General features: G+C 54.1%; 11 protein-coding genes. 6 read left to right on the forward strand and 5 right to left on the reverse strand.

The genetic code is table 11. The features are described 5' to 3' along the window. The first annotated feature begins 116 nt into the window (after positions 1-116). From CFLAV_RS16560 to glnA, 5 genes are all read left to right on the forward strand, one after another. Positions 117-2,792 (forward strand): sensor histidine kinase, encoded by a 2,676-nt coding sequence (locus CFLAV_RS16560; RefSeq protein WP_040549151.1) that lies wholly within the window; start codon positions 117-119, stop codon positions 2,790-2,792. Then, complete coding sequence (locus CFLAV_RS16565) at positions 2,789-3,490, forward strand: response regulator (protein ID WP_007415928.1); 702 nt, start codon at positions 2,789-2,791, stop codon at positions 3,488-3,490. The genes CFLAV_RS16560 and CFLAV_RS16565 overlap by 4 nt, the downstream gene beginning before the upstream one ends. A 497-nt stretch (positions 3,491-3,987) precedes the next feature. Beyond that, positions 3,988-4,326: a P-II family nitrogen regulator gene (locus CFLAV_RS16570; RefSeq protein ID WP_083808979.1), complete on the forward strand. Its 339-nt coding sequence runs from the start codon at positions 3,988-3,990 to the stop codon at positions 4,324-4,326. A gap of 23 nt (positions 4,327-4,349) precedes the next feature. Next, positions 4,350-5,900 (forward strand): ammonium transporter, encoded by a 1,551-nt coding sequence (locus CFLAV_RS16575; RefSeq protein ID WP_007415930.1) that lies wholly within the window; start codon positions 4,350-4,352, stop codon positions 5,898-5,900. 70 nt (positions 5,901-5,970) lie between these two features. Next, positions 5,971-7,404: a type I glutamate--ammonia ligase gene (gene glnA, locus CFLAV_RS16580; protein ID WP_007415931.1), complete on the forward strand. Its 1,434-nt coding sequence runs from the start codon at positions 5,971-5,973 to the stop codon at positions 7,402-7,404. A gap of 153 nt (positions 7,405-7,557) precedes the next feature. Here glnA and CFLAV_RS16585 read toward each other — a convergent pair whose 3' ends face one another. The 4 genes from CFLAV_RS16585 to CFLAV_RS16600 all read right to left on the reverse strand — a co-directional run bounded on the left by CFLAV_RS16585 (position 7,558) and on the right by CFLAV_RS16600 (position 16,081). Continuing rightward, positions 7,558-11,823 (reverse strand): immunoglobulin domain-containing protein, encoded by a 4,266-nt coding sequence (locus tag CFLAV_RS16585; RefSeq protein WP_007415932.1) that lies wholly within the window; start codon positions 11,821-11,823, stop codon positions 7,558-7,560. A gap of 238 nt (positions 11,824-12,061) precedes the next feature. Next, positions 12,062-13,534 (reverse strand): coiled-coil domain-containing protein, encoded by a 1,473-nt coding sequence (locus CFLAV_RS16590; protein ID WP_007415933.1) that lies wholly within the window; start codon positions 13,532-13,534, stop codon positions 12,062-12,064. Between the two features lie 15 nt (positions 13,535-13,549). Next, the gene (locus CFLAV_RS16595; RefSeq protein WP_007415934.1) at positions 13,550-14,920 is read right to left on the reverse strand and encodes a DUF6384 family protein; all 1,371 of its coding nucleotides are present in this window, start codon (positions 14,918-14,920) and stop codon (positions 13,550-13,552) included. A gap of 12 nt (positions 14,921-14,932) precedes the next feature. Beyond that, positions 14,933-16,081 (reverse strand): hypothetical protein, encoded by a 1,149-nt coding sequence (locus tag CFLAV_RS16600; protein ID WP_007415935.1) that lies wholly within the window; start codon positions 16,079-16,081, stop codon positions 14,933-14,935. Between the two features lie 342 nt (positions 16,082-16,423). Here CFLAV_RS16600 and lepB point away from each other — a divergent pair, with 342 nt between their 5' ends. Then, positions 16,424-17,137: a signal peptidase I gene (gene lepB, locus CFLAV_RS32500; protein WP_007415936.1), complete on the forward strand. Its 714-nt coding sequence runs from the start codon at positions 16,424-16,426 to the stop codon at positions 17,135-17,137. A 186-nt stretch (positions 17,138-17,323) separates the two neighbouring features. Here lepB and CFLAV_RS32505 read toward each other — a convergent pair whose 3' ends face one another. Further along, on the reverse strand, positions 17,324-23,737 hold the full coding sequence (locus CFLAV_RS32505; protein ID WP_007415937.1) for a hybrid non-ribosomal peptide synthetase/type I polyketide synthase: 6,414 nt from the start codon (positions 23,735-23,737) through the stop codon (positions 17,324-17,326). Between the last annotated feature and the right edge of the window lie 2 nt (positions 23,738-23,739).

The following is a 23,739-nucleotide window of genomic DNA, read 5'->3' on the forward strand; positions in this document are numbered from 1 at the left end:
TCAGGCATGGCTTTCCGTTGCTCGTTTTCTTTATGACCACTCCTTTCGCAATGCCGCGAGCGTTCCTCTTCACCGAAATTTGCTGAATCGCCGGAGGATTTGAGTATGATAAGGTCGTGACTGAAGAAAATCGGCACGACCCTGGATTGCAATTGACGGCTGCTCAAAAAACTCCCCATTCCACGCGCGGGAAACTGACCATCTTTTTTGGAATGGCACCCGGTGTTGGAAAAACTTACGCCATGCTTCAGTCCGCTCGCAAGGAGAAGGATGCCGGGCGCGATGTTGTCATCGGCTGGGTGGAAACACACGACTCTAAAGAAACCGCAGAATTGATGCAGGACTTGCCGCTGCTGGCGCCCAGGTATGCAACTTCGGACGGAGTCAGTGTCGCTCAGCTGGATTTGGAAACACTGCTTGCCCGCCGTCCCCAACTCGCCCTGGTGGATGATTTGGCACACGCCAATGTCGTAGATGCCCGGCATCGCAAGCGTTATCAGGATGTGCTCGAACTTCTCGATGCGGGAATTGATGTCTTCACGACTCTGAGTGTGCAGCATGTCGCCAGCCGTGCCGATACAGTGCAGCAAATCACTGGAGCCACCGTGCGCGACATGGTGCCTGACAGTGTTCTGGACTCTGCCGAGATCGAACTGATTGATATTTCGCCGGGGAAACTCCTCGAGCGCCTGAGCGAAACAACTCTTCGATTGTCGGATTACTCCCAGTTGGCGCAGTCCGATTTCTTTCGACCCGGCAACTTGATGGCTTTACGTGAAATGACTTTGCGCCTGGTTGCGGAGCGGGTGGGGCAGGGGGTGCATGACTACATGAAAACCATGCAAATCCAGGGGCCTTGGAAATCAGGCCATCGTTTGCTGGTAGCGGTCGGACCCAATGCCCTGGCTGAACAGTTAATTCGGTGGACCCGCCGGCTTGCGGACAGCCTGAACTCTCCCTGGATAGCCCTTTATGTCGAAGTTCCTCGGCCGCTGAACCAGGAGGTTCAATCGCGCGTAACCCGAAATCTTTCGCTGGCTCGTGACCTTGGAGCCGAAGTCATCACCACTACGGATGCGGACGTCGTGAAGGGTTTGCTGCGCGTGGCCATGCAGCATAATGTCACCCAGGTTATCGTCGGTGAACCATTGGATGTTCATGGGAGGAAGTTTAGCCATAGCGAATCCATTGTCCGGCGGCTCATTAGCGAGAGCGGTGAAATCGATATCCATGTCGTGCGTGCGGACCATGGCACCCCGGGCAAGTTGTCTCGCCAATGGAAGCGTCTGGATCGAGCCCCTTGGAAGCAATATCTCGCCGCCATAGGCGCGGTACTGGCTGTGACTCTGGCAGCCTTCCTTTTTACTCCTTTAATCGGGGTTCACTCTACTGCACTTATTTTCCTCCTTACCGTGGTAGTGCTGGCTCTTTTCGTCCAACGTGGCCCGTCTTTGCTGGCCGCAGCCATGAGCGCCATCCTTTGGGATTATTTTTTTCTACCCCCTGTTTTTGCCTTTCGCGTCAGTCACATAGAAGATGGCATGTTGTTGGGAATGTACTTTGTTGTCGCACTTGTTCTCGGCCAACTGACTGCCAGAATTCGAGCGCAGGAGGAGGCCGAGCGACAGCGCGAGGAACGGGCCACGGCATTATATCTGCTTACACGCGAATTGGCCGAGGGCAACAATCTCGACCAGATGTTGCAAAAAATGGTCCGACAGATGGAAAGTGTCTTTAAAGCTCAAATCGCTGTGCTGTTGCAAGACCCGCCCAATCGGCTCAGCCGGCAAGCTCATTCCGCCAGTGCTTTTCAGCTCTCGGAACCGGAGCACCGCGTCGCTTGCTGGGCTTTTGAACATGCTCAGCCTGCCGGTGCCTTCACTGACAACCTTCCGGTCGCTGATGCACTTTATGTTCCACTCACAACCGCCACCGGAACTGTTGGCGTCATGGGGCTGCGTTTCAGTCAGTCTTTTCCGCCGACCATGCACCAACGAACCCTGCTTAACACATTTTCGCAACAAATCGCGCTCGCGCTCGACCGTCTCCGCCTGCAGCAGGTTTCGGAAAAATCCAAAATCCTCGCTGAGTCCGAGCGTTTGACGAAAACGCTTCTGAACTCCATTTCGCACGAAATCCGCACCCCCATTGCTGCCATCCAAAGCGCTGCCAGCAACCTCGTTGAACTGAACGATGCTCCTTTGTCCGAACCGCAGCAATCGATGGTTGGTGAGATTCAGGAAGCGACCGATAGGTTGAATCGTCTTGTGGGTAACGTGCTCGAGATCACCCGGATCGAATCGGGGCACGTCAAACCCAGGCTCAGCCTTTGTGATGTGAACGATCTGGTTCATGTTTGCATTAAAGAAACCCGCAAACAACTCGCACGCCATGGCGTCACAGTGGACTTGCAACCGCATTTGCCACTCGTTCCCATGGATTTCGTTTTGATTCAGCAGGCGCTCTCTAATCTTCTGTCAAATGCTGCTCTACACACGCGTGCTGGCACGAGCGTTCGTTTGACCGCGCGCGTGGAGCAGACCGAGTTCGTCCTTTCTGTGGCTGATCAAGGTGCTGGCATTCCTGCCGAAGCGCTTCCCCGGATATTTGATAAATTTTATCGTGCCCCCAATGCTCCCGCGGGCGGCACCGGCCTTGGACTCTCGTTGGTAAAAGGCTTTGTGGAAGCTCATGGCGGCAGCGTTCTCGCTCAAAATGATCCTAAAGGCGGTGCCATCTTTGCCATTCGTCTGCCAATAAACCAGTCTCCTTCCAACCAACCAGCTTTGTGATCAATACGGATGCCAAAAAACACACTGTTCTGATTATTGATGATGAACTCCAAATCCGTCGTCTGCTGCGTGTTTACCTGGAGCGAAATGGTTATGAAGTGATTGAAGCACCTACGGGAATCGACGGCATTGGTGAAGTTGCCCGGTGCCATCCGGATGCAGTGCTTTTGGATTTGGGTCTCCCTGATATGGATGGCCTGGCTGTGCTAAAGCGCTTGCGCGAATGGAGCCAGGTGCCGGTCCTGGTGGTATCGGTTCGCGGGCAGGATGATGACAAAATAGTCGCGCTGGATAACGGTGCCGATGATTATCTGACCAAACCGTTTAGCACCGGAGAGCTTCTGGCACGTTTGCGAGTGGCCCATCGCCACGCGCAGCCAAGCAGTCCGCCAGCCGTCTTTCGTGCCCGTAACCTGGAAGTTGATTTAGCCACGCGCACGGTAAAAGTAAACGGTCAAAAGGTAAAACTGACAGCCACCGAATATTCACTGCTGAACATGTTTGTGCGTCATGCCGGCAAAGTTCTGACGCACGGGCAGGTGTTACGTGAAATTTGGGGGCCGGCCGATGCGGATAAGACCGGGTATCTCAGGGTTTACATGGCTTATTTGCGCGAAAAGATCGAACTGAACCCTGCCGAACCCGAGCTTCTGATTACTGAGCCCGGTGTGGGTTACCGTTTGGCACTCCAGGAGTGACAGACGTAGCGCCAAATTAAACTCAGCTCGACGGTCCGAGTCCATCCCCTCAAAAGCCTTCTGTAACTGTCACTTCTTCCATTTCTTCTCCATATCAGAATGGATCTGAGTTTTCAGCGTAACAGGATGTTGTAAGCGATTGCAGTTCGTTCATTAACCCTTTTTTAATACATGTTATTGTCGCATGTTAAAGATGGCCAAAAAGATACAGGTGATGGCGGTAAATAAAACGCCACACTGTTTTTATTTATCCACAGTTTAGCTTTGACTTGCCGAGCTGTCGAAATTTTATCTCTCTGTTTCCTAGGGAAATTGCAGTATTAGAATTTTATTAAATATTTTTCTTTCGCTGGCATCGCCCGTGCTTAGGGGGGAGTTGTGACCTGTAATTGTTCCAGTTATTTCGATCGATTGTTTGCTTTCTCGAGGGGCGCAATTTTGAGTCGGGCAGGCGCATGTTTTGCCATTCAGCATAACCGTTAATCAATTCAATGAGCATGAAAAAAATAGAAGCCATCATAAAGCCCTTCAAACTTGAAGAGGTAAAGGACGCCTTGGGAGAGGTGGGTATTGAAGGTATGACTGTCAGCGAAGTAAAGGGATTCGGCCGTCAGAAGGGCCACACCGAAATCTATCGTGGCAGCGAGTATACCGTGGATTTTTTGCCCAAGATCAAACTGGAACTGGTAGTGGCCGATGATCAATTGGACGCGGCGGTTACCGCCATCGTCAAATCAGCCAAGACCGGCAAGATTGGTGATGGCAAAGTGTTCGTGTCAAACGTCGAGGATGCCATCCGCATTCGCACTGAAGAAAAGGGAGAAAAAGCTGTTTAACGAATCGATACAAGGAACTTACCATGAAAAAATTGATACTCTTAACTGGACTGATGGTGGGGATGATCGTGTCGGGATCTTCACTTCTGGCTGCTGATGAACCCGCAGCCGCCCCCGCCGCGGCCGCTGCAGCAACAGCGCCTGCCGCACCTGCGCTGAAGGAGCCGAATATCGAACAACGGCTCGCTGATTTGGAAGCTTACGTGAACAACGGTGCTCGCTCCTGCGATGCGGCCACCAACATTTCTTCCAAGATTGCAGGTCCTGGTCCCGGCCATAACGCCTGGATGATGACAAGCTCGGCCCTCGTTCTTTTCATGACCCTGCCCGGCCTGGCTCTCTTTTATGGTGGCTTGGTCCGCAGAAAGAACGTGCTGTCCGTTCTCGCCCAATGCCTGGGAATCACCGGTTTGGTGGCGATTCTTTGGTGGGTTTGCGGCTACAGCCTGGTCTTTGCCAGGGGCAGTGGCGGTGATGCCACGATTCTCGGCAGCCTCAAGACTTATGCCTTCCTGAATGGCGTTGATTCCATCCCGAACAAGGACTACGCCTCCTGGGTTTCGCACAACGTCTTCTCCATGTATCAGATGATGTTCGCGATCATCACTCCCGCGCTGATCGTAGGCGCCATTGCTGAGCGCATGAAGTTTTCCGCCATTCTACTCTTCGTGACTCTCTGGATGTTCGTGGTTTATTTCCCCCTCGCTCACATGATCTGGGGCGTCGATGGCTATATGAATGGTGTTTGGAATGCAGCCGCCAAGATCAAGGCCATCGATTTCGCCGGTGGCACCGTGGTGCACATGTCCTCCGGATGGTCCGCTCTGATTCTTTGCATCATCCTGGGCAAACGCATTGGCTTCGGCAAGGAGCCCATGCCGCCACACAGCATGGTCCTTTGTATGGTTGGCACTGGCATGCTCTGGGTCGGTTGGTACGGCTTCAATGCTGGTAGCGCTGTGGCTGCCGACAGCACTGCTGCCAACGCCTTTATCACCACCACCATGGCGACTGCGGTTGCTTCCTTCGCCTGGGGCATGGCTGAATACGTCCTTCGCGGCAAACCCAGTGTGCTCGGTTTCTGCTCCGGTGCGGTCGCCGGTCTGGTTGTCATCACTCCCGCCTGCGGTTTCGTGAATACCACAGGCGCCATGATTATCGGCGTCGCTGCTGGTTTGGTTCCCTTCTTCGCGGTCTGGAAGTTAAAGGCCTGGTTCGGTTATGATGATGCCCTCGATACCTTCGGTGTTCACGCTGTGGGTGGAACGATGGGCGCTTTTCTCACCGGTATTCTGGCAGTGCCAGCGACTTTGGTTGATGGAAAAATTAATCCTGCCGCTGTGAATGCTAATCTCGCAAGCAATGTGGATAAATACATTTACAAAGGCACTCTCTGGCTCGAACAGCTTAAGGCCATGGGCTTGACGATTGTCATGGCGGTCGTGGGCACGGTCATCATTGCCTACATCGTCAAGGCAGTCGTGGGTCTCCGTCCAACGCCGGAAGTCGAAACCGCCGGTCTTGATCTGGCCGAACACGGGGAAGAAGGTTATCACGGCGAAGGTGCAATGTAATCAATTTGAATACCCGGGCCGGCTACCAAACGAAGCCGGCCCGGCTTTCCTAACCAACTCATAACAAAATATGGCAAACGAAAACGTAAAAGCAGCGACTCCCAAGGGAGTCATCGATCTGGCCAAGAAGCAGGGGGCCCGGATGGTAGACATCAAGTTTGTGGATACCTTCGGCACCTGGCAGCACTTCAGCGTGCCGGTGGCCGAACTCACCGAGGAGGTCTTTGCCGAGGGCTTTGGCTTTGACGGCTCCTCCATCCGGGGCTGGAAGAGCATAGAAGCCTCCGACATGCTGGCCATGCCGGACCCGGGCACGGCCTTCATTGATCCCTTCTGCGCGGTCCCCACCTTAAGCCTGACCTGCACCATTGCCGAGACCGGCACCAAGGAGGCCTACAACCGGGATCCCCGCGGGATTGCCCAGCGGGGGGAAAAGTACCTCGCCTCCACCGGGCTGGCCGACACGGCCGTCTTTGGTCCCGAAGCCGAGTTCTTCATCTTTGACAACGTGCAGTATGACCACAAGGCCAACGGCACCTTCTACAGCGTGGATAGCGAGGAGGCCATCTGGAACAGCGGGCGCGATGAAATGCCCAACCTGGGCTACAAGACCCGCTACAAGGAGGGCTACTTCCCCGTGGCCCCCACCGACACCCAGCAGGATATCCGCACCGAAATGTGCCTGGTCATGGAGCAGTTGGGCATCAAGGTCGAGCGCCAGCACCATGAAGTGGCCACGGCCGGGCAGGCCGAAATTGACTTCCGCTTTGACACGCTGGTCAAGACGGCCGACACGATGATGCTCTACAAGTACATCATCAAGAACGTCGCCCGCAAGCACGGCAAGACCGTGACCTTCATGCCCAAGCCCCTCTTTGGGGACAATGGCTCCGGGATGCACACCCACCAGTCCCTCTGGAAGAAGGGCAAGCCCCTCTTTGCGGGCAAGGAATACGCCGGGCTCTCCGAGATGGCCCTCTACTATATTGGGGGCATTCTCAAGCACGCCAAGGCGCTCTGCGCCATCTGCAACCCCACCACCAACAGCTACAAGCGTTTGGTGCCCGGGTATGAGGCGCCCGTGAACCTGGCTTACTCGGCCCGCAACCGCAGTGCGGCCATCCGCATCCCCACCTTCAGCGAGAGCCCCAAGGCCAAGCGCATTGAGTATCGCCCGCCGGACCCGGCCGCCAATCCGTACCTGGCCTACACGGCCCTGCTCATGGCGGGCCTGGACGGGGTGCTCAACAAGATTGATCCCGGTGAGCCCCTGGACAAGAACATCTATGAGCTGCCGCCCGAGGAGCTCAAGAAGGTGCCCAATGTGCCCGGCAGCCTGGGGGAGGCCCTGGACCACCTGGAGAAGGACCACGAGTTCCTGCTCAAGGGGGATGTGTTTACGAAGGACTTCCTGGAAATGTGGGTCACCCACAAGCGCAAGGAGCATGATGCCCTGCGCCTGCGCCCGCATCCCTACGAATTCTTCCTCTACTACGACGTGTAGAAAACCATTGCCTCAAATAGGCAAACAATAGCAAAACGGCGTGGATGCAAATCCACGCCGTTTTGGTCTGGAAGGGCCACGAAGGATGAACTGAAAGACTTTTGTTCCCGGCATCCTTACCGTTCCCTTGTTAATAAAGGCTTATAACAGGCTTTAGGGCATTTCGACTACGCGATAGAATCGTTGCGGATTATTGGTCGCGTCCGTGTCCTGCAGCAGGAGCATCCCATTGGTGATGCTCAAGCAATTGGTCAGCGGCATCCATGTGATGAGATCGCTGCTGACCCGGACCTCGAAGTGCGGCGCATCCACGAACGAGATGCTTCCTCCATCACTATCTCCAAATAGCAGGGCCATGCTCCCATCGGTGCCCGGGACCAGACTTTGCAATTTTTGCGGCACCAAAACACGCAGGATCGCGTTGCTGCTTGTCAAGGAGCCAAACGCATTTGTCACAATCACTGAATAGGCGCCAGCATCTGATCGCTGCAGTCCTGTTAATTGGAGAGCCGTCGTGGTTGCACCGTTGATCTTAACGCCATTCTTCCACCATTGATAACTCAGGGGTTGCGAACCGTCCGCCACGACCATGAACGTGGCCGGAGAGCCGCCGACCGCAACCACATTGGTCGGTTGCGAAATCAGAAATGGCAGTTGCCCAATTACAACGGCTGCGACATTGGAGCTGGTCACAACGCCAAGCGCATTGCTCACCACCACAGAGTAAGTGCCGCTGTTGGTTGTCTGGTTACCGTTGAGAAAAAGCGACGCATTGGTTGCGCCAGTAATGTTCACCCCGTTGAAGAACCAGCGGAAAGAGAGTGGCTGGATGCTCGTGGCTCCAACGCTCAACAAGAGCGGATGGCCGGCAAAAACATGGGCTGTTAATGGTTGTCTCGCAACGGCGGGATCACCTGTCGCTATCAAGGCTATCGAATGCAAACGACCACCCGCAATGCTGACAATGTCAGTCAGGCCTGTTGGCACCACACTGGGGAGGTTCGGGCCGAATCCTCCCCAGCCCACCGCAGTTCCCCCGGCCTTGATTGCTAGGCTATGAAACCATCCTCTCGCGATGAATACCACGTTCGTCAAACCCGCCGGCACATTGCATTGGCCGTTGTTGTTCAATCCCCAGGCCACGACCGTTCCGTCCGCCTTCAATGCCAGGCTGTGCGATTCACCCGCAGCAATCATCACCACATTGCTAAGATTGGCTGGAACATTGGTCTGGCCGAAGCTGTTCAAACCCCAGGCCGTCAAAGTCCCATCAGATTTCAAGGCAACGCTGTGATCGTGGCCCGCAGCAATCGCCACAACATTTGTCAAACCCGCGGGCACATTGCACTGGCCAAAGGAATTACTCCCCCAGCACACAATCGTCCCATCAAGCTTCAACGCCAGGTTATGATTCCCCCCCGCCGCAATGGCCACGACATTCGTTAATCCTGCCGGTGGGCTGGTGGTAAATCCCCACGCCACAACCGTGCCATTCGATTTCAAAGCAAGACTGTGACCGGGGCCGCCCGCTATCGCGATCACATTGGTCGCGCTGGTCGGCACGATGGTTTGGCCACTCCCATTGGCGCCCCAGGCTAAAACATTCCCATCCGCCTTCAATGCCAGGCAATGGTCGTACCCTGCCGCAATGGACACAATCTTCGTCGTAGTCAGCGATACGTTTGTTTGACCCAGGCCACCGTCACCCCAGGGCACCACCACGTTCCGCACCACTGTCAGCTTGGAATTGGCGCTTACAACCGCGCCTGATTGTTGGTTGCTCACAATCACAGAATAATTTCCCTCGTTCGCCAATTGCACCGAAGCGATTTTGTAAATGGCATTCGTTGCATTAACAATATTTTGCCCCTTGAATTGCCACTGGTAGGTCAATGGAAGTTGATTGACCACACCCACACTGAGCATGGCGGGTTGGAACGGCGTCATCCCTCCGGATGCCGGCCCACGTGCAATCGCCGGGTCTGCCGTGCTCATGAGCAGCAGGCTCTGATTGTTGCCGGCGGCTATTCCCACAATTCCGGGCAGTTGGGGAGGAATGTTGGGTTGCGCCCCGTTAATTAGGCCCCACATCACTATTGTCCCATCGGACTTCAAGGCAATGCTGTGGGTTGATCCCGCGGCAATCGCCACAACATTACTCAAGCTGGTTGGCACATTGGCCTGGCCGGAGGAATTAAGACCCCATGCCACCACCGTTCCGTTGGAACGCAAGGCGAGGCAGTGGTTATTACCCGCGGCAATTGCCACAATATTGGTTAAGCCGCTGGGCAGGTTCGTTTGACCAAAGGAGTTTGCGCCCCATGCCACAACGCTCCCTCCTGCCTTCAATGCCAAAGCATGATCCACTCCCACATCTATCCCGATGATTCCGGTAACAGCCGGTGGCACATTCGTGATCGCAGGTTTTGGTCCCCAAGCAAAGACGGTTCCGTCGGTTTTTAACACCATATAGTTGTTGATTGACGAATCAGAACCCATTGCAATTGCCACGACGTTATTCGTTGCCCCTGCTGGAACCACTGTTGTTCCTCCCCACGCCACCACGGTTCCATTCGATTGCAACGCCAGGCTCTGATTGTACCCCGCAGCAATGGCCATCACGTTGGTAACATTCGCCGGCACGGTGGAAAGCGAACCCCAGGAAATGACTGTCCCATCCGGCTTCAACCCCAAATCATGATTATATCCTGCCGCCAATGCCACGACATTGCTCAAACCGGCTGGCGGCAAATTTGGAACAGGCGAGCCCAAAGTGGTAATAGGCACCAGCGACAATGTCGCAGTCGAACTCACCGTAGCGCCTGCCGCATTCGTCACCCGCACACTATAATTCCCCGCCTGTGCCGCAGTGAGTCCGGTCAAAGTCAACGTCGTGTTCGTCTCTGCCGTAATATCAACTCCATTAAATCGCCACTGATAACTCAACGGCTTCGACCCATCCGCCGTGACTTGAAACACCGCACTGCTCCCCGGTCCCATCGCACCACGGCTGACCGGCTGCTTCAATATGATCGGCACGCTGTCGATTACCGTCAGCGATGCACTGGGACTTACCAGCGAACCATACTGATTGCTCACGCTTACTGAATACGGACCCGCCTGGGACAACTCCGCATTGCTGATCGTCAAGACCGCATTCGTTTCCCCAATCAGATCCGTGTCGTTAAACCGCCATTGGTAACTGAATGGACCGGTTCCATTCAACGTGACTGCAAAACTGGCGCTCTCACCCACGTAAATGGTCATGTTCGCAGGCGGCGTGACGAATGCCAACGGAGCCACCGTCAAAATCCCGCTCGCACTTTCCACCGAGCCAAGGGCATTGCTCACCACCACGGAATAGGCGCCGGCTTGCGACGGTTGAACATTCGTCAGCAACAATGCCGGCCCATTCGCCCCCGGCAATTCCGTCCCGTTATATTTCCATTGATAGCCTAACGAATGCTTTCCAACCGCTCCCGCCCGGAACAACACCGAACGTTCAGCAACCCCAACCACGTCCATTGGCGATTGAACCACTTGAGGAATTCCAATATCGGTGAGAAATAGACTGTGCTCATACCCGGCGGAAATCGCCACCACATTCGTCAAACTGCTGGGCAGATCATTCTGGCCCTGGTAATTCGCGCCCCAGGACACCACAGTCCCGTCCGCTTTCAACGCCACGGAATAATAATAACCCGCGGCAATCGCCACCACATTGCTAAGCCCCACTGGCACTTCTGTCTGTCCGTTTGAATCCCAACCCCAGGCCACCACAGTCCCATCTCCCTTCAATGCCAGGCAATGGTAACCGCCTGGGGCCACCGCCACCACATTCGTCAAATCCGCCGGCACATCGTTTTGACCAAAGCCATTGTCGCCCCACATCACAACCGTTCCGTCTGCTTTCAGTGCCGCGCTCGATAACCCCCCTGCCGCAATCCCTACCACATTCGTTAAACCAGCAGGCACAACCACGCTCCCCCAGCCGAAAATTGTACCGTCCGATTTCAAAGTTAAGCTATGCTCAAATCCCGTCGCCACTTGCACCACATTGCTCACCCCTGCTGGCAGGAAACTCTTTGGAAGACCCTCGCCCCAGACTGCCACCAGTCCATTCGATCGCAACACCAGATTATGGGCGGAAGTGGCCGAAATCGCGACCACATTCGTCAAGTCTGTCGGCATCGGCGGACCAAAATACGTCGCCCCCCATGGCACCACACTTCCGTCCGCGTTCAACGCGAGACTTGAACCCAGCCCCGAGGCAATCGCCACCACATTGGTCAACCCGGCGGGCACATCACTCTCTCCCGAACCATCACCACCCACGGCTATAACCGTGCTCGCGGACGCTCCCAAACAGGCAAGCAAAACAATCCCAAATACAGAGACAAAATATGCCCTTTTTCTCATACAATGCTGTCGTGCCTTCTTCTGATTCACCAATTATTGGAAAACAAAAAACTCCCATCCCTACACGCGAAAGGATTGGGTAATTGTCAGATCATCTTCCTTTTTTTTGCAAATTCTGCAATACTAATTTCCCTCCAAGGGATGCCAAACTTCGCACTTCATTGAGGCCAGGGGTGGATGAGGGATAGAATTGCTCGATCCGTTGCCTACATTCATTTCGAGGAGTGGTGGAAATCCGTTACACGGAATCCGTCGTGGACCAACTGCCGCTGCTACTGCTGCTATCCGTGCTGCTGCTCGTGGACCATGAACCGGAATCCGAGCTGGATGAGGAGCCGCCGGAACTCGCAGCCGAACTCCAATCAGAATTGGAACTCGACGAATGGCTTGAGCCGCCAAAACCCGGCGAACCCCAACCTCCATCATTCCTATAACTCTGGACGGTTTCCCGCTCAACGGTGTGGTTGTTTTCCCACAACGCCATAAGGGCCATGAGGCTAAAGTTATTTACAATGCTTTGCTGGATGTAATTGTCACTCGCGTAATCATCACTAAACCAGACCTTGCGTCGATTCCAGTTTCGCTCCTCGACATTTCCTTTCAACTCCGCCGTGCGCTGGGTCCATTCGTTCAGTTGCTGCAGACGCGTTTTGTGTCCGGCGGCATTGGAACGAAGCCGGTCAATTTCTTCCCCGATGCTTTTAGCCTCCATCTGGACTTGCCGCATCTCTGGCAGACTGCTCGAGATGCTGCCGAATTGTTGGACCGCATCAGCTAATAACTTCCGGGCATTCACAAAATCCGGATCTTTTTGCGATAACAGCATTTGGTGTTCACTATTAAGATTCTGTAACTCGGCCAGGACCTTGTCCCTCTCGGCAACCGCCTGCTTCAACTCCTCCTTGGCTTTAAGCGAAACCGCCTCGGCTTCGGCTCGTGGCTTGTAATCTTTGATGATTTGGCTGCGAATCTGGCTGTATTGTGCCTGAAGAGCTCCCTCTTCCGCCTTCACTTTTTCCAGCAGGCCTGTGAGCAGGGCAGGGAGCTCCTTCAAGTCATTATAATGACCGATGCTCTCGGAAAAGCCTGTCTTTTGTGCCAACCACCCATCAACTTTTGCCACGAGCCCAGGTGGTGTTCCTGGTTTGGCTGATTCCACCTGTTTCCTAAGATACGAGAAAACCGCATCTTTATCGTAAGCCTGTTTCTTATCCTCCCAGTTCTTCTTCGCATCCGCCAGGCGACGCTCCACTATGGCCCGTCGTGCGCAGACCGGCGCCAGCTTTTTTGCGAGGTCGCTTACCGCATTGTCTGCATCGGCAAGCTTCTCAGCCTCCGCAAATGCGGCTTTTTCGACCTCGACCGCTTTGATCCGTCGTTCCTCGGATGCTTTGAGAGTGATCTTGGCAGCTTCCAGAATCTGAGATTTTTGCTGCGTTTCAGCGTCGATGCCATTGAGGCGTTCTCTACGATGCGCAACAAGTTCCTGCACCTTCAGTGCGCTATCACCCAGGACGCGCACCAGGCTCTTTGTGTCATCCGTGGCAATTTCATGTTCCGCGAAGCTTAAAAACAAATTGGTTCGCTTCAGGGTAAGGGCTGCCACCTGTTGTTCAAGGGCCGCAATCTGCTGTTGTTCCTCAGCAGCGCCCTGGTAGTAGCCCTGCATCTGGTCGGACAGCTTTTCAATGAGATCGGTTCCTCTAATCATGATGGATTCAGGTTATTACCAACGGGTGGCCTGGCGATGCTGCGCATGGTAGTTGAAATCCTGCGGCTCCTCATAGCCCGCCGGTTTTACGGCGAATATTGGCTGGCTCAAAGTGGCCTTCTTGAGCTTCTCCGACTTGATTTGCTCATAATCCTCCGCCGTAATCTCTTCGCCCCACATGCGTGTGCTGGTGACTTTTTGATTCTCGCGGTCGATGACTGGTTTTTCTGCAGCCTGACCAAAGGCGTCGATGGCTTCAACAATCACGTAGTAAGCCTTGGCACCGGAATCATGTTCGGTGCGCACGAAAGCGGTCTTTTGCCCCTGTCGCATAACAATCCGATAAGTGTAATCCTTCGCAATCCACTGGGTTGTTTTTTGAATGTCGTCCCCGACATGGTTGAGCAGTCGGGTATCATCACCCGCAACCTGGACTTCATGCTCGAACCGCTGGACCGGCGCGGGCTCTTTAGCAACACCTGCCAGCTTTTGCAGCAGCTCCGTAACTCTTGTTTTGGCAGCAGCGAGCGCGCGTGCATTGGCTGCCTCGGCCTGCTTCCGGTTGATGTCGGCTTCAATGGCGTGGACTGCCTGGGTGGCGGCTGCTAGATCACCGTTCTTTAAAGCCACTTCTATTTCCGCGGCGTGAGGTGATTCCTTTTCCGTGGCATTGACATCGATTAACATCCGGTAACGATTCTCCACCTGATCCAGTGATTTGGCCTTTTCCAAGTCAGTCTGAACCGCTTCGGCATTTTGCCTCCATTTTTGTTCCGAAGCCAAAAGTTGCGACTGTTGGCGGGATAGCTCCTCGAGATTTCCTTTTTCTGTCGTCAAGATGACAGCGCTTGGTTGTCGGTTACGATCTAAAAAGGTCGCGAGGGCGGGTTGGATGAGGCGTTGATTGCGTGCTGCCTGAGTGGAGAGTTGGGTCAGTTGGGCAAAACGCTGCTGCCACTGGTTGCGATAGTTTTCAGCTTGTCTTGCCGTGGCATGGATTCCTTCCAATGCCTTGGAGCGCATGCCAGAGTAAACGAGTCCTCCGGTAATGCCTGCAAACGCCACGAGTCCCAGCATGACCGACATTACAATGAGCAGAATGGTGCGCTGCATCCAGAGCGCGCCCACAAATCTTACCCACGATGTGCCTTTGGGCAGGTGCCTATGCCGCTGTGCCAGGTAGCTGCTTACGCCGGCCTGGATGGCGTCGTCGCTGATGTCGCGTCCTTGTTGCCGGTAGACATCGCGCAATTTGACGGCGAGCACTTGCGCCTCATCTTCCATGGCGCTTGCCAGCTTGTTGGCAGTCTGTTTGGCTTTCCCCTCCGCATCCTCGGAGAGATCCATCAGATGCATCAACGTCTGCAGGTCCTGTTGAGCGGGCATGAGAGTGCAGGACTAAGTTTTCAGGGCGTTGGCCAGAACGATTTCCGCCTGGCGCTTCTTGGCATCTTCCACGAGAGTGGCGATGGCCTGCGCGTTCTCGGTGCTCGCCTTCTCTGCCTCCTGGATAATCTGAACGCTCTTGGTCTGGAAATCCACCACAGCATCAACCAGCTTCTTGACCGATTCAGCTTTGATGGTCGGCCCATAAGCAGCCTTTAAAGCTGCCTCGCCTGTCTTTCCACTAATCTCGGCGAGCACTTCCAAACTCTGATTAGCCCCAGCCTTCATCGCTTCCAATGTCCCGGTGGCGCTATGCAATCCCGTTTCAGCGGTGAGTGCTGCATCCAGTCCGGTGAACGTCTGGCTGTTGGTGGTAAAAAATGTGACGGCTTGCTGATAGACCGCTTCCTTGCAGCCATGAGTCTGGCGAATCTTCTCCACGATGATGTCGCCCGTGTTGTATGCAATCGTCAGGTTTTCCGCGATCAGTTTCAGGATGCGGTGGCGATCCTCCTCGCGTTGAACGCTGCGGAGCGCTTCATCGCGTGTCAGTTCGGCACCACTTTTAGCCTTTGGTTCAGTGGCCGCTTCAACTGCTGTTTGCGCGGTCTGCAAGGTGGCTTTGGCATCCTTTACCTTGGCATCCTGCAGTTCCAAAAGCTCATAGGAAGCCAGCTCCGCCGCTTTGACACCCCCACGAAAGTCCATGTAGGCTTCGATGATAACTTCTTCACGTTTGAGCTGCTCACCAGTGTTCTTTACGGTGCTTTTGTACTGCTCTTCAATCTTTGTAAAGCGACTGTGAATGGTGCCACGGGTCATTTTCATCGCGGCTTGCTGGATGCGCTCCTTCCAATCCACCTTGCCATCCTCCATGTGCATGACCAACATCTTTGCATCGTCACGAATGGAATCAAAACCCTTGGTGATTTTCAGGTAGTTGGCATCAATGGGCGCACTGGTGATCTGCTCGCGCACCACGCTGTTGAAAGTCGTCGCACTATGCAGCATCCGGGCGATGATCAGCGTCTTGGCGGGATCCAGATCCTGCACCTTTTCCACCAGTGCAACGGCTTCATCACTTTTCGGTTCCTCTTTAAAGATACCGAGGGAACGAAGTTTGTCAGTGGCTTGGCTCAGATAGGAGAGGGCTGATGTCATGGTTTTAATAAATGTTTGATTGCTGTCCTTCTATTGCTGCTTGAAGTGTTTATCTGATTTATCTCTCAACGCCGGTTTTGTCGATGTGTTTATGACACTAATATCAAATTGGCAGTCCAATTTTCCAACTGAACATTCTGGCGATCCCGGCAAATCCCAGCTCACTTTCCAAATGTTCATAGTAATTGAACTATTCAAACAGTATTTTTCTCCTGCTTTATTGCCAGTATAAAACTGAGCAGGCTTTGTAATGAGAGGCTGCTTCCTGAACCATTATCCGTAATCAAACCGACGAGTTTCCGTAGTTATTCAATTTTGTTTCCCGCTGAACATAAAGTATTGATGTTCATCGTGATTCCGCAAATTGAGTACGACGAACTGGGGCTGCAATCGGTTTTGTTTCCTGCCTGGGAAAATCACTGTCCGCCAAAAGAAATTTGTTATCCACAGCCAAAGAACACCTTCGGCCGCATGTCTAAAAGCCTTAACCGTCTGGGCCTGTTTTTACTGATGGCTATTCTTGGTATCACAGCCCAGTTCGTAATTACTCGCAACTTCTTTCAACCGTTTCAGGTGGATGGCATCAGCATGGCCCCAACTCTCGACGACCATGCTCATTATTTTTTAAATCGCTGCGCTTTTCGTGAGCACGCGCCGGAACGCGGCGATGTGGTGGTGTTCGTCGACCCCGGCGACCATGGATTTTCCGTCAAACGAGTGATTGCCTTGCCGGGAGAGTCCATTCATTTCAAAAATGGACGAGTGTTTGTAAACGGGCGCAAAATCTCAGAGCCATACCTCACTCCCGGCACCCATACCTACACTTACTCCCAGATAAAAGAAGAGTTTATCACCCTCGGAGTGGACCAATTTTTTGTTTTGGGAGATAACCGCCCGATGAGCATCGACGGGCGCTCTTATGGCCCTGTGCGGCGCGAAAACATTCTTGGCCGGGTGTTTCTAACCGGAAAAGCTGCCGAGAGTTGTGCTCAACTCAAACAGCAGCTTCCACAGCACACGGCAACAGTCACCTTCGACGGGGCCAAGTCGCTTTGAGCAATCGGGTCGGTTCATCCTGGTTCTACTGAATGGACTGCCTTTGACAATTACCTGTTCGAAAGCTCAGTTGCGATGGAGATGTTAACGCAAGAGTTCCTTAGACTTTGCAATCATGCGAACCGCTCACTCAGCTCTCAACTTACAGTTTCAGCATGACTGTCCATCAGAGGGCACGTCGTAAGATCAGGCCATTTCGACAGTTATCTTCTCCAACCAGTCACTCATGGCAGCTATGGTGGGGACCTCGAAAATATCGCGCATGGTGATCTCAATTTCGAGCAGTTCTGCAAGTCTCGCCATGAGTTGAGTTGCGATTAAGGAATCCCCACCCAGCTCGAAGAAATTGTCGTGAATGCCAATCCGTTTAAGCTTGAGGATCTCGCACCAGATTTCTGCCAGAGCCTTTTGCGTGGATGTTTCAGGCGCCACGAAATTGTCAGTCTCGGATTTTGCACCCGGTTCCGGCAGAGCTTTCCTATCCACCTTTCCGTTCGGCGTCAGCGGCAATGCTTCCAAGGTCACGAACACTGAGGGCACCATGTAATCGGGTAATCTCTCCTTCAGGAAGCTGCGCAATTCACTGGTGATTGAAACGGGCGATGGTCGGAGGACAACATAGCCGATCAATCGCTTTTCCCCGGCGGGGCCATTCCTGGCCGCGAGCACACAATCACGCACGTACGGGTGTTGGCGCAGAATTGTTTCGATCTCTCCCAATTCAATCCGGTAACCACGAATCTTGACTTGATTGTCGATGCGACTGAGGAATTCAATTTTACCATCACGGCGATAACGGACAAGATCGCCTGTCTTATATAGACGCGCATTGGGCTCGGCATTGAATGGATCCTTGATGAACTTTTCAGCCGTAAGCTGTTCCCTTTTGTGATAACCGCGCGCCAAACCCTCGCCGCCAATGTGCAGTTCGCCCGGTACGCCCACGGCAACCGGTTGCATTTCCGGGCCGAGGACATAAAACTGCGTGTTAGCCATCGGGCGGCCAATCACGGGTGTTTCCGGAGACTGAATACGGTCAACCGCCGACCAGATGGTCGTTTCAGTCGGGCCATACATATTCCAAAGTGACGCGCATTTGGGCAGCAATTGTTTTACCAGATCTTCCGACCAGACTTCACCGCCACAGAGAATATTCAGTTTGGGATTGCCGGCCCAACCTGCCTCCAGAAGCATGCGCCACGTTACGGGTGTCGCTTGCATCACCGTGGCATGGCATTGAGCAAGCAACCGGATGAGTTGCTTCCCATCCAGGGCGGCAGCAGATCTGGCGATCACCACTTTTGCCCCCACCGTGAGTGGCAGCCACAATTCCAAGCCCGCTATATCGAACGAAAGCGTGGTCACAGCCAGCAAAACATCCGAGGCTTTCATCCCGGGCTCCTGCTGCGTGCTGGTTAAAAAGTTTACCAGTGCGCGGTGGGGAATTTGCACTCCTTTGGGTTGACCGGTCGAACCCGAGGTATAAAGCACATAGGCAAGATTTTCCTGAGTCGTTGCACAGACAGGATTTTCTTCATTTCTCTCCGGGATGGCTGAGAGATCTGGATCGAGGCAAAACACGGCACGGTTTTGAACCTGTGAGGTCCCGTCGGTTGACGGCGCGATTACGGGCAATTTACGGAGCAAGGATTGCTGGGTCAGAAGAACTGGTGCCTTGGCATCCTGTAAGATGAAGGCAACGCGTTCCATCGGATATTCGGGATCAAGTGGCAGATACGCGCCTCCAGCTTTCAAGATTCCGAGCAGGCCAATGACCATTTCAAGAGAACGCTCCACGCATAGGCCTACCAGGACATCCGGACCAACACCGTTCCTTTTGAGGTAATGCGCCAACCGGTTTGCCCGTCTATTCAGTTCCTGATAAGTCAGACATTTTCCATCGAACACCACTGCCGCGGCGTTTGGAGTTTCGGCTGCCGCGGCTTCCACCAACTGATGAACGCATTGATTGCGAGGATAATCCTGTCGGGTGTCATTCCAGTCTTGTAGAATCTGTTTGCAATCACTCGCGTTCAGAATGGGAATGGAACTGACCGGCTTTGCCGCATCGGCCATGGTCGCAGTTAGCAACGTTTTCCAATGGTTTAACCACGTTCCCAAAGTTTGTGCATCAAACAAATCGGTGTTGAAACGGCAATCAATGGTGATGTCCTTGTCCGAGTCAATCACGTCCACGGTGAGATCGAAAATGTTAAATCCCTTGGGCAGGGAGATGATTTGCGACTCCACGCCTTCCATGTGGAATCCCGCCGCGGCCCGGTTTAGATTGAAAGTCACCGATACCAGCGGCATCCGGCTGGTATCACGCGGGAGGTTCAATTTGCTGACCAAATTGGCGAAGGTGAACTGCTGGTGCTCGTGCGCATCCAAAACCAGACGCTTCACCTCCCGAAGATAATCTTTGAAGGTCATTTCGCCGGCACATTGGCTGCGGATGGGCAGCAGATTGACGCAATGGCCTACCAGGAATTTGTTGCCGGGATGCACCTCACCCACCGCAATCTGCCCTGCGGCAGGAACACCCACCACCAGATCAGTTTGTCCGCTGAGCCGATGCAGCCAGACATTGATGCTGGCAAACAGGTAGGCAAACAAGGTGCAGCCCTCGCGGACGCATGCTTGTTTGAGAGTCTGATAAAGCGCCGGATCGAATTTCACGCTTTGATGCGCCGCCTTGTACGTTTTGACTGGCGGCCGTGGCCGAGTCGTCGGCAGTTCAATGGCAGCGGGTGGACTGGCGAATCGGCTCAACCAGTACGCTTCTGAATTCGCCGTGGCGGAGCTGTTGTCCCTGGATTTTTCCCATTGTACATAGTTCCGGAATTGCATGGCGGGCTCCAGTTTTGCCGACACGTCCTGGATCTTTGCGGAATAAATTGTCTTCAGCTCGTGAAACACCACACTGATGGACCAGCCATCCATGATCAGATGATGGGAGGCAAGCAGGAGCACATGATGATCTTCCGATAATTTGATTATTTGGACGCGCAGGAGAGGGCCATTGAGCAGGTCAAATGATCGATCGCTTTGTTCCTTTTCTGTCGCTTGCAGTTCATGGTTGCGCTCCGTTTCAGCAAGAGCCGAAAAGTCACTAAGTGGAACCTCGAGGAGCAAGGATGGCTGAGTGCGTTGAGCTGAACCATCCGGTTGGAAAGTCATCCGCAAAGCATCGTGACGATCCACCATCTCCTGGATGGTTTCGCGCAGAGCTTTTAGATTTGTGGAACCGCGCAAGTGAATCGAGAAGGAATGATTCATCGCCCGGGAAGCATCCTCGCCCCATTGCGTGCCAAGCCAAAGTTCGAGTTGGCCAGCGGTGAGCGGCAGAGTTACTGGCGTGGCAATGCCCGGCTCGGTGAAGGTGGTGCGCAGATCGCCTTGAGCTTTCGATTCCTCGCTGGTTGAGGTTGGTGATGCGGGCTGAACGGAGCCCATTCGTTGCAGCATTTCCACTTCTTTGGTCAAAGCCACCAGCTGCGCCTGCTTGGCTTTTAAGAGCGTTTGCCATGACCTATCCTGAGAGATGGCTTTCTGATCGAACGATGTCCTGGCGGCAACCGGTTGTAGTGTCGGCGAGGCATCTGCCGGCATTTGGCTGTCGAGGTAGGCGGCCAAGGTGTCAAGGGTGGAGAACTGCTCTGAAAGCTGCCGGAAGGTGACTTTGACACCATACTTCTTTTGAAGGTTCTGGCTAAGCTGGGCAAGAAACAAGGAGTCATAACCCAGTTCGGCAAAACTTGTTGACGGAGCCAGGCCGGTCAGGTTTGCACCAGAGAGTTCCTGCAGTTGAGACAATAACTGGCCGATGATCCGGTCCTTTCGGGTGAGCGTCGCGGCGGTGATATCGGCGGGTGACTCAGCGGCCCGAATTTCAGTCTCGTCAGCGTTGCTTGTAATTTCCAATGCGATTTGAGTGCGGACGCGCCGGGCAGGTTCCGCATAAAAACGTTTTCTTTCGAATGGGTAGGTGGGCAGAGTCACCCGGTGGCGTTTTTCCTGCTGGTAAAAACCATTCCAATCCACTGATGCACCGGCCAGCCAGAGTCTGCCGAGTGCGTTGAGCATGGATGGTATTTCCTGCCCTTTGGTACCGGTCAATGAGGCGACCACGCTCTGCTCAGACGATTTTGCAGGGTGTTGCCGGGCCAGGTTGGTCAGCGTAGTGCCCGGGCCAACCTCCAGGAGTATGGCTTGCGGATTCCGCAGCAATTCGGCGACACCATCGGCAAAGCGGACAGCCTGCCGCACGTGGGCCGCCCAGTAATGAGGATCGACGGCCTGAGCGGTGGTAATCCATTTCGCAGTGGCATTGGACACATAAGGAATGGCGGGCTCCTTGAGCAGAACTTTTTTCAGCAGCTCGGTGAACGGTCCAATTACTGGATCCATCATCGAGGAATGAAATGCATGGGAAGTATTGAGTCGCTTGCCGGCAATGCCTTTTTCCTTCAACGCAGCTTCGAACTGTTCGATGGCAGAATACGGTCCGGACACAACGCACAGGGAAGGGGAATTAATCGCCGCGATGGAGAGTTCACTGCCCAGCATGGGCAATACGTCTTTTTCGGGCAACCGCACCGCGAGCATTGAACCGCCGGGTTGCGCCTGGACCAGGTGCGCGCGGCTTGCCACCAGCACCAGGGCTTCCTGCAATGTGAATACTCCGGCAATGCAGCCCGCCACATATTCACCCACGCTATGACCGATCATTGCCTGAGGTTTGATGCCCCAGGACATCCAAAGTTTTGCCAGGGCGTATTCGATGACGAACAAGGCGGGCTGGGTGATACGGGTCTGAATCAATAGTTCTTCGGCGGACTGGACTTGTTCCGGTTGTGGAAAAAGCACCTGACGCAAATCCAGTCCAATCAGGGGTTGGAGCACCTTGGAACACGCATCGACTTCATCCCTGAAAACCGGTTCGGTGCGATAGAGTTCTGAGCCCATGTTCACGTACTGCGCGCCCTGTCCCGGAAACATGAAAACAACAGGTGCATCCTTGACTTCGCTGTGCTGAGTGAAGACACGCTTCGAATCCAGCAACTTCAGTGCGGCAGCGGCATCTGCTCCATTCCGGCAGACCAGGGCTCGGCGATGGTTCAGCACAGCACGACCGGTCTGCAGCGTAAAAGCTGCATTCGCGACGTTGAGGAGCGGATTTGCTTCGAGGCAGGCAGCCAGACTGGAGGTCGCCGCATTCAGCGCAGAATCGGTTTTGGCGGAAAGAACCAGGAGTTGGCATTCGCGAGAGGGACTTGAAGGTTCTGTCACTGGAGCTTCTTCAAGCACGACGTGAGCATTGGTGCCGCCTAAACCGAAGGAACTGACTCCGGCTCGCCTGGGAGTCGCGCCAGCCTTCCATTCGGTTAGAGTGGAATTCACATAGAAAGGACTGTTCTCAAAATCGATTCGAGGATTCGCCCGCGCATAATGCAAGCTTGGAGGAATCTGTTTATTCTTAAGAGCGAGTGCAGTCTTGATCAACCCGGCCACACCGGCAGCGGTATCCAGATGTCCGATGTTCGTTTTCACCGACCCGATGGCGCAGAATTGCTTTTGATCCGTGCCGGTGCGGAATGCCTGTGTGAGACCGGTGATCTCAATCGGGTCTCCGAGCGGGGTGCCGGTGCCGTGAGCCTCAACATAAGAAATTGTGGCAGGATCGAATCCTGCGAATGTCTGCGCCTGGGTGATTGCATCAGCCTGGCCATCGACACTCGGGGCCGAAAAACTGCCTTTCGACGAGCCATCATTATTCAGACCAACTCCCCTGATAACGGCGTAAATCTGGTCGCCATCCTGCAATGCCTCAGCCAGACGTTTTAACACCACGATACCCAGGCCATCGCTGGAGACAGTGCCTTGGGCTTGCGCATCGAAAGCGCGGCAATGCCCATCGGGCGAAACGATGCCTCCCTCCTGAAAGTGGAAAATGCGCTTCTGTGGAAAAGTGATTGAGATACCGCCGGCAAGCGCCAGGTCACATTGATAATTGAGCAGGCTATGGCACGCCTGGCACACCGCCACCAGTGACGTGGAACAGGCGGTGTTGACGCTGATTGCAGGGCCTTTCAAGTTCAATTTGAAGGCAACCCGGCTCGCCAGGAAATCTTTTTCATTGCCCATCATGGCGACCATTTCACCGACCGAGTCAACCAGATCCGGGCGGGGTTGGACGTTGTTCCACAGATAGGAGCTGTTGCCCATGCCGGCATACACGCCAATGACTTCAGTAAACCTCCCGGCATCGTAACCCGCGTCCTCCAGTGCTTCCCAGGAGGCTTCGAGAAACAGTCGTTGTTGCGGGTCGGTCACTTCCGCCTCCTTTGGATTCATGCCAAAGAAGTTGGCGTCAAAGTATTCGGCATCCTTCAACACTCCCCGAGAGGCCACATAACCGGGAGACTTTCGGAGTTCGGTTACATCCATACCGGAGGCAGCCAGTTCAGCTTCGGTAAAGGTGGTGATGGATTCGACTCCATTCACGAGGTTTTTCCAAAATTCGGGGATGTTGGCGGCGCCAGGAAAACGGCCTGCCATGCCAATAATGGCAATCCCTTCAAGACTCGATTCTGTCATAA

Source organism: Pedosphaera parvula Ellin514 (genome assembly GCF_000172555.1).
Taxonomy (GTDB): Bacteria; Verrucomicrobiota; Verrucomicrobiia; order Limisphaerales; family Pedosphaeraceae; genus Pedosphaera.

Excerpts from the sequence above, each read along its gene's own strand:
- CFLAV_RS16570 (WP_083808979.1), top strand. The coding sequence starts at position 3,988 with ATGAAAAAAATAGAAGCCATCATAAAGCCCTTCAAACTTGAAGAGGTA.
- CFLAV_RS16575 (WP_007415930.1), top strand. The coding sequence starts at position 4,350 with ATGAAAAAATTGATACTCTTAACTGGACTGATGGTGGGGATGATCGTG.
- glnA (WP_007415931.1), top strand. The coding sequence starts at position 5,971 with ATGGCAAACGAAAACGTAAAAGCAGCGACTCCCAAGGGAGTCATCGAT.
- CFLAV_RS16585 (WP_007415932.1), bottom strand. The coding sequence starts at position 11,823 with ATGAGAAAAAGGGCATATTTTGTCTCTGTATTTGGGATTGTTTTGCTT.
- CFLAV_RS16590 (WP_007415933.1), bottom strand. The coding sequence starts at position 13,534 with ATGATTAGAGGAACCGATCTCATTGAAAAGCTGTCCGACCAGATGCAG.
- CFLAV_RS16595 (WP_007415934.1), bottom strand. The coding sequence starts at position 14,920 with ATGCCCGCTCAACAGGACCTGCAGACGTTGATGCATCTGATGGATCTC.
- CFLAV_RS16600 (WP_007415935.1), bottom strand. The coding sequence starts at position 16,081 with ATGACATCAGCCCTCTCCTATCTGAGCCAAGCCACTGACAAACTTCGT.
- lepB (WP_007415936.1), top strand. The coding sequence starts at position 16,424 with ATGTTCATCGTGATTCCGCAAATTGAGTACGACGAACTGGGGCTGCAA.
- CFLAV_RS32505 (WP_007415937.1), bottom strand. The coding sequence starts at position 23,737 with ATGACAGAATCGAGTCTTGAAGGGATTGCCATTATTGGCATGGCAGGC.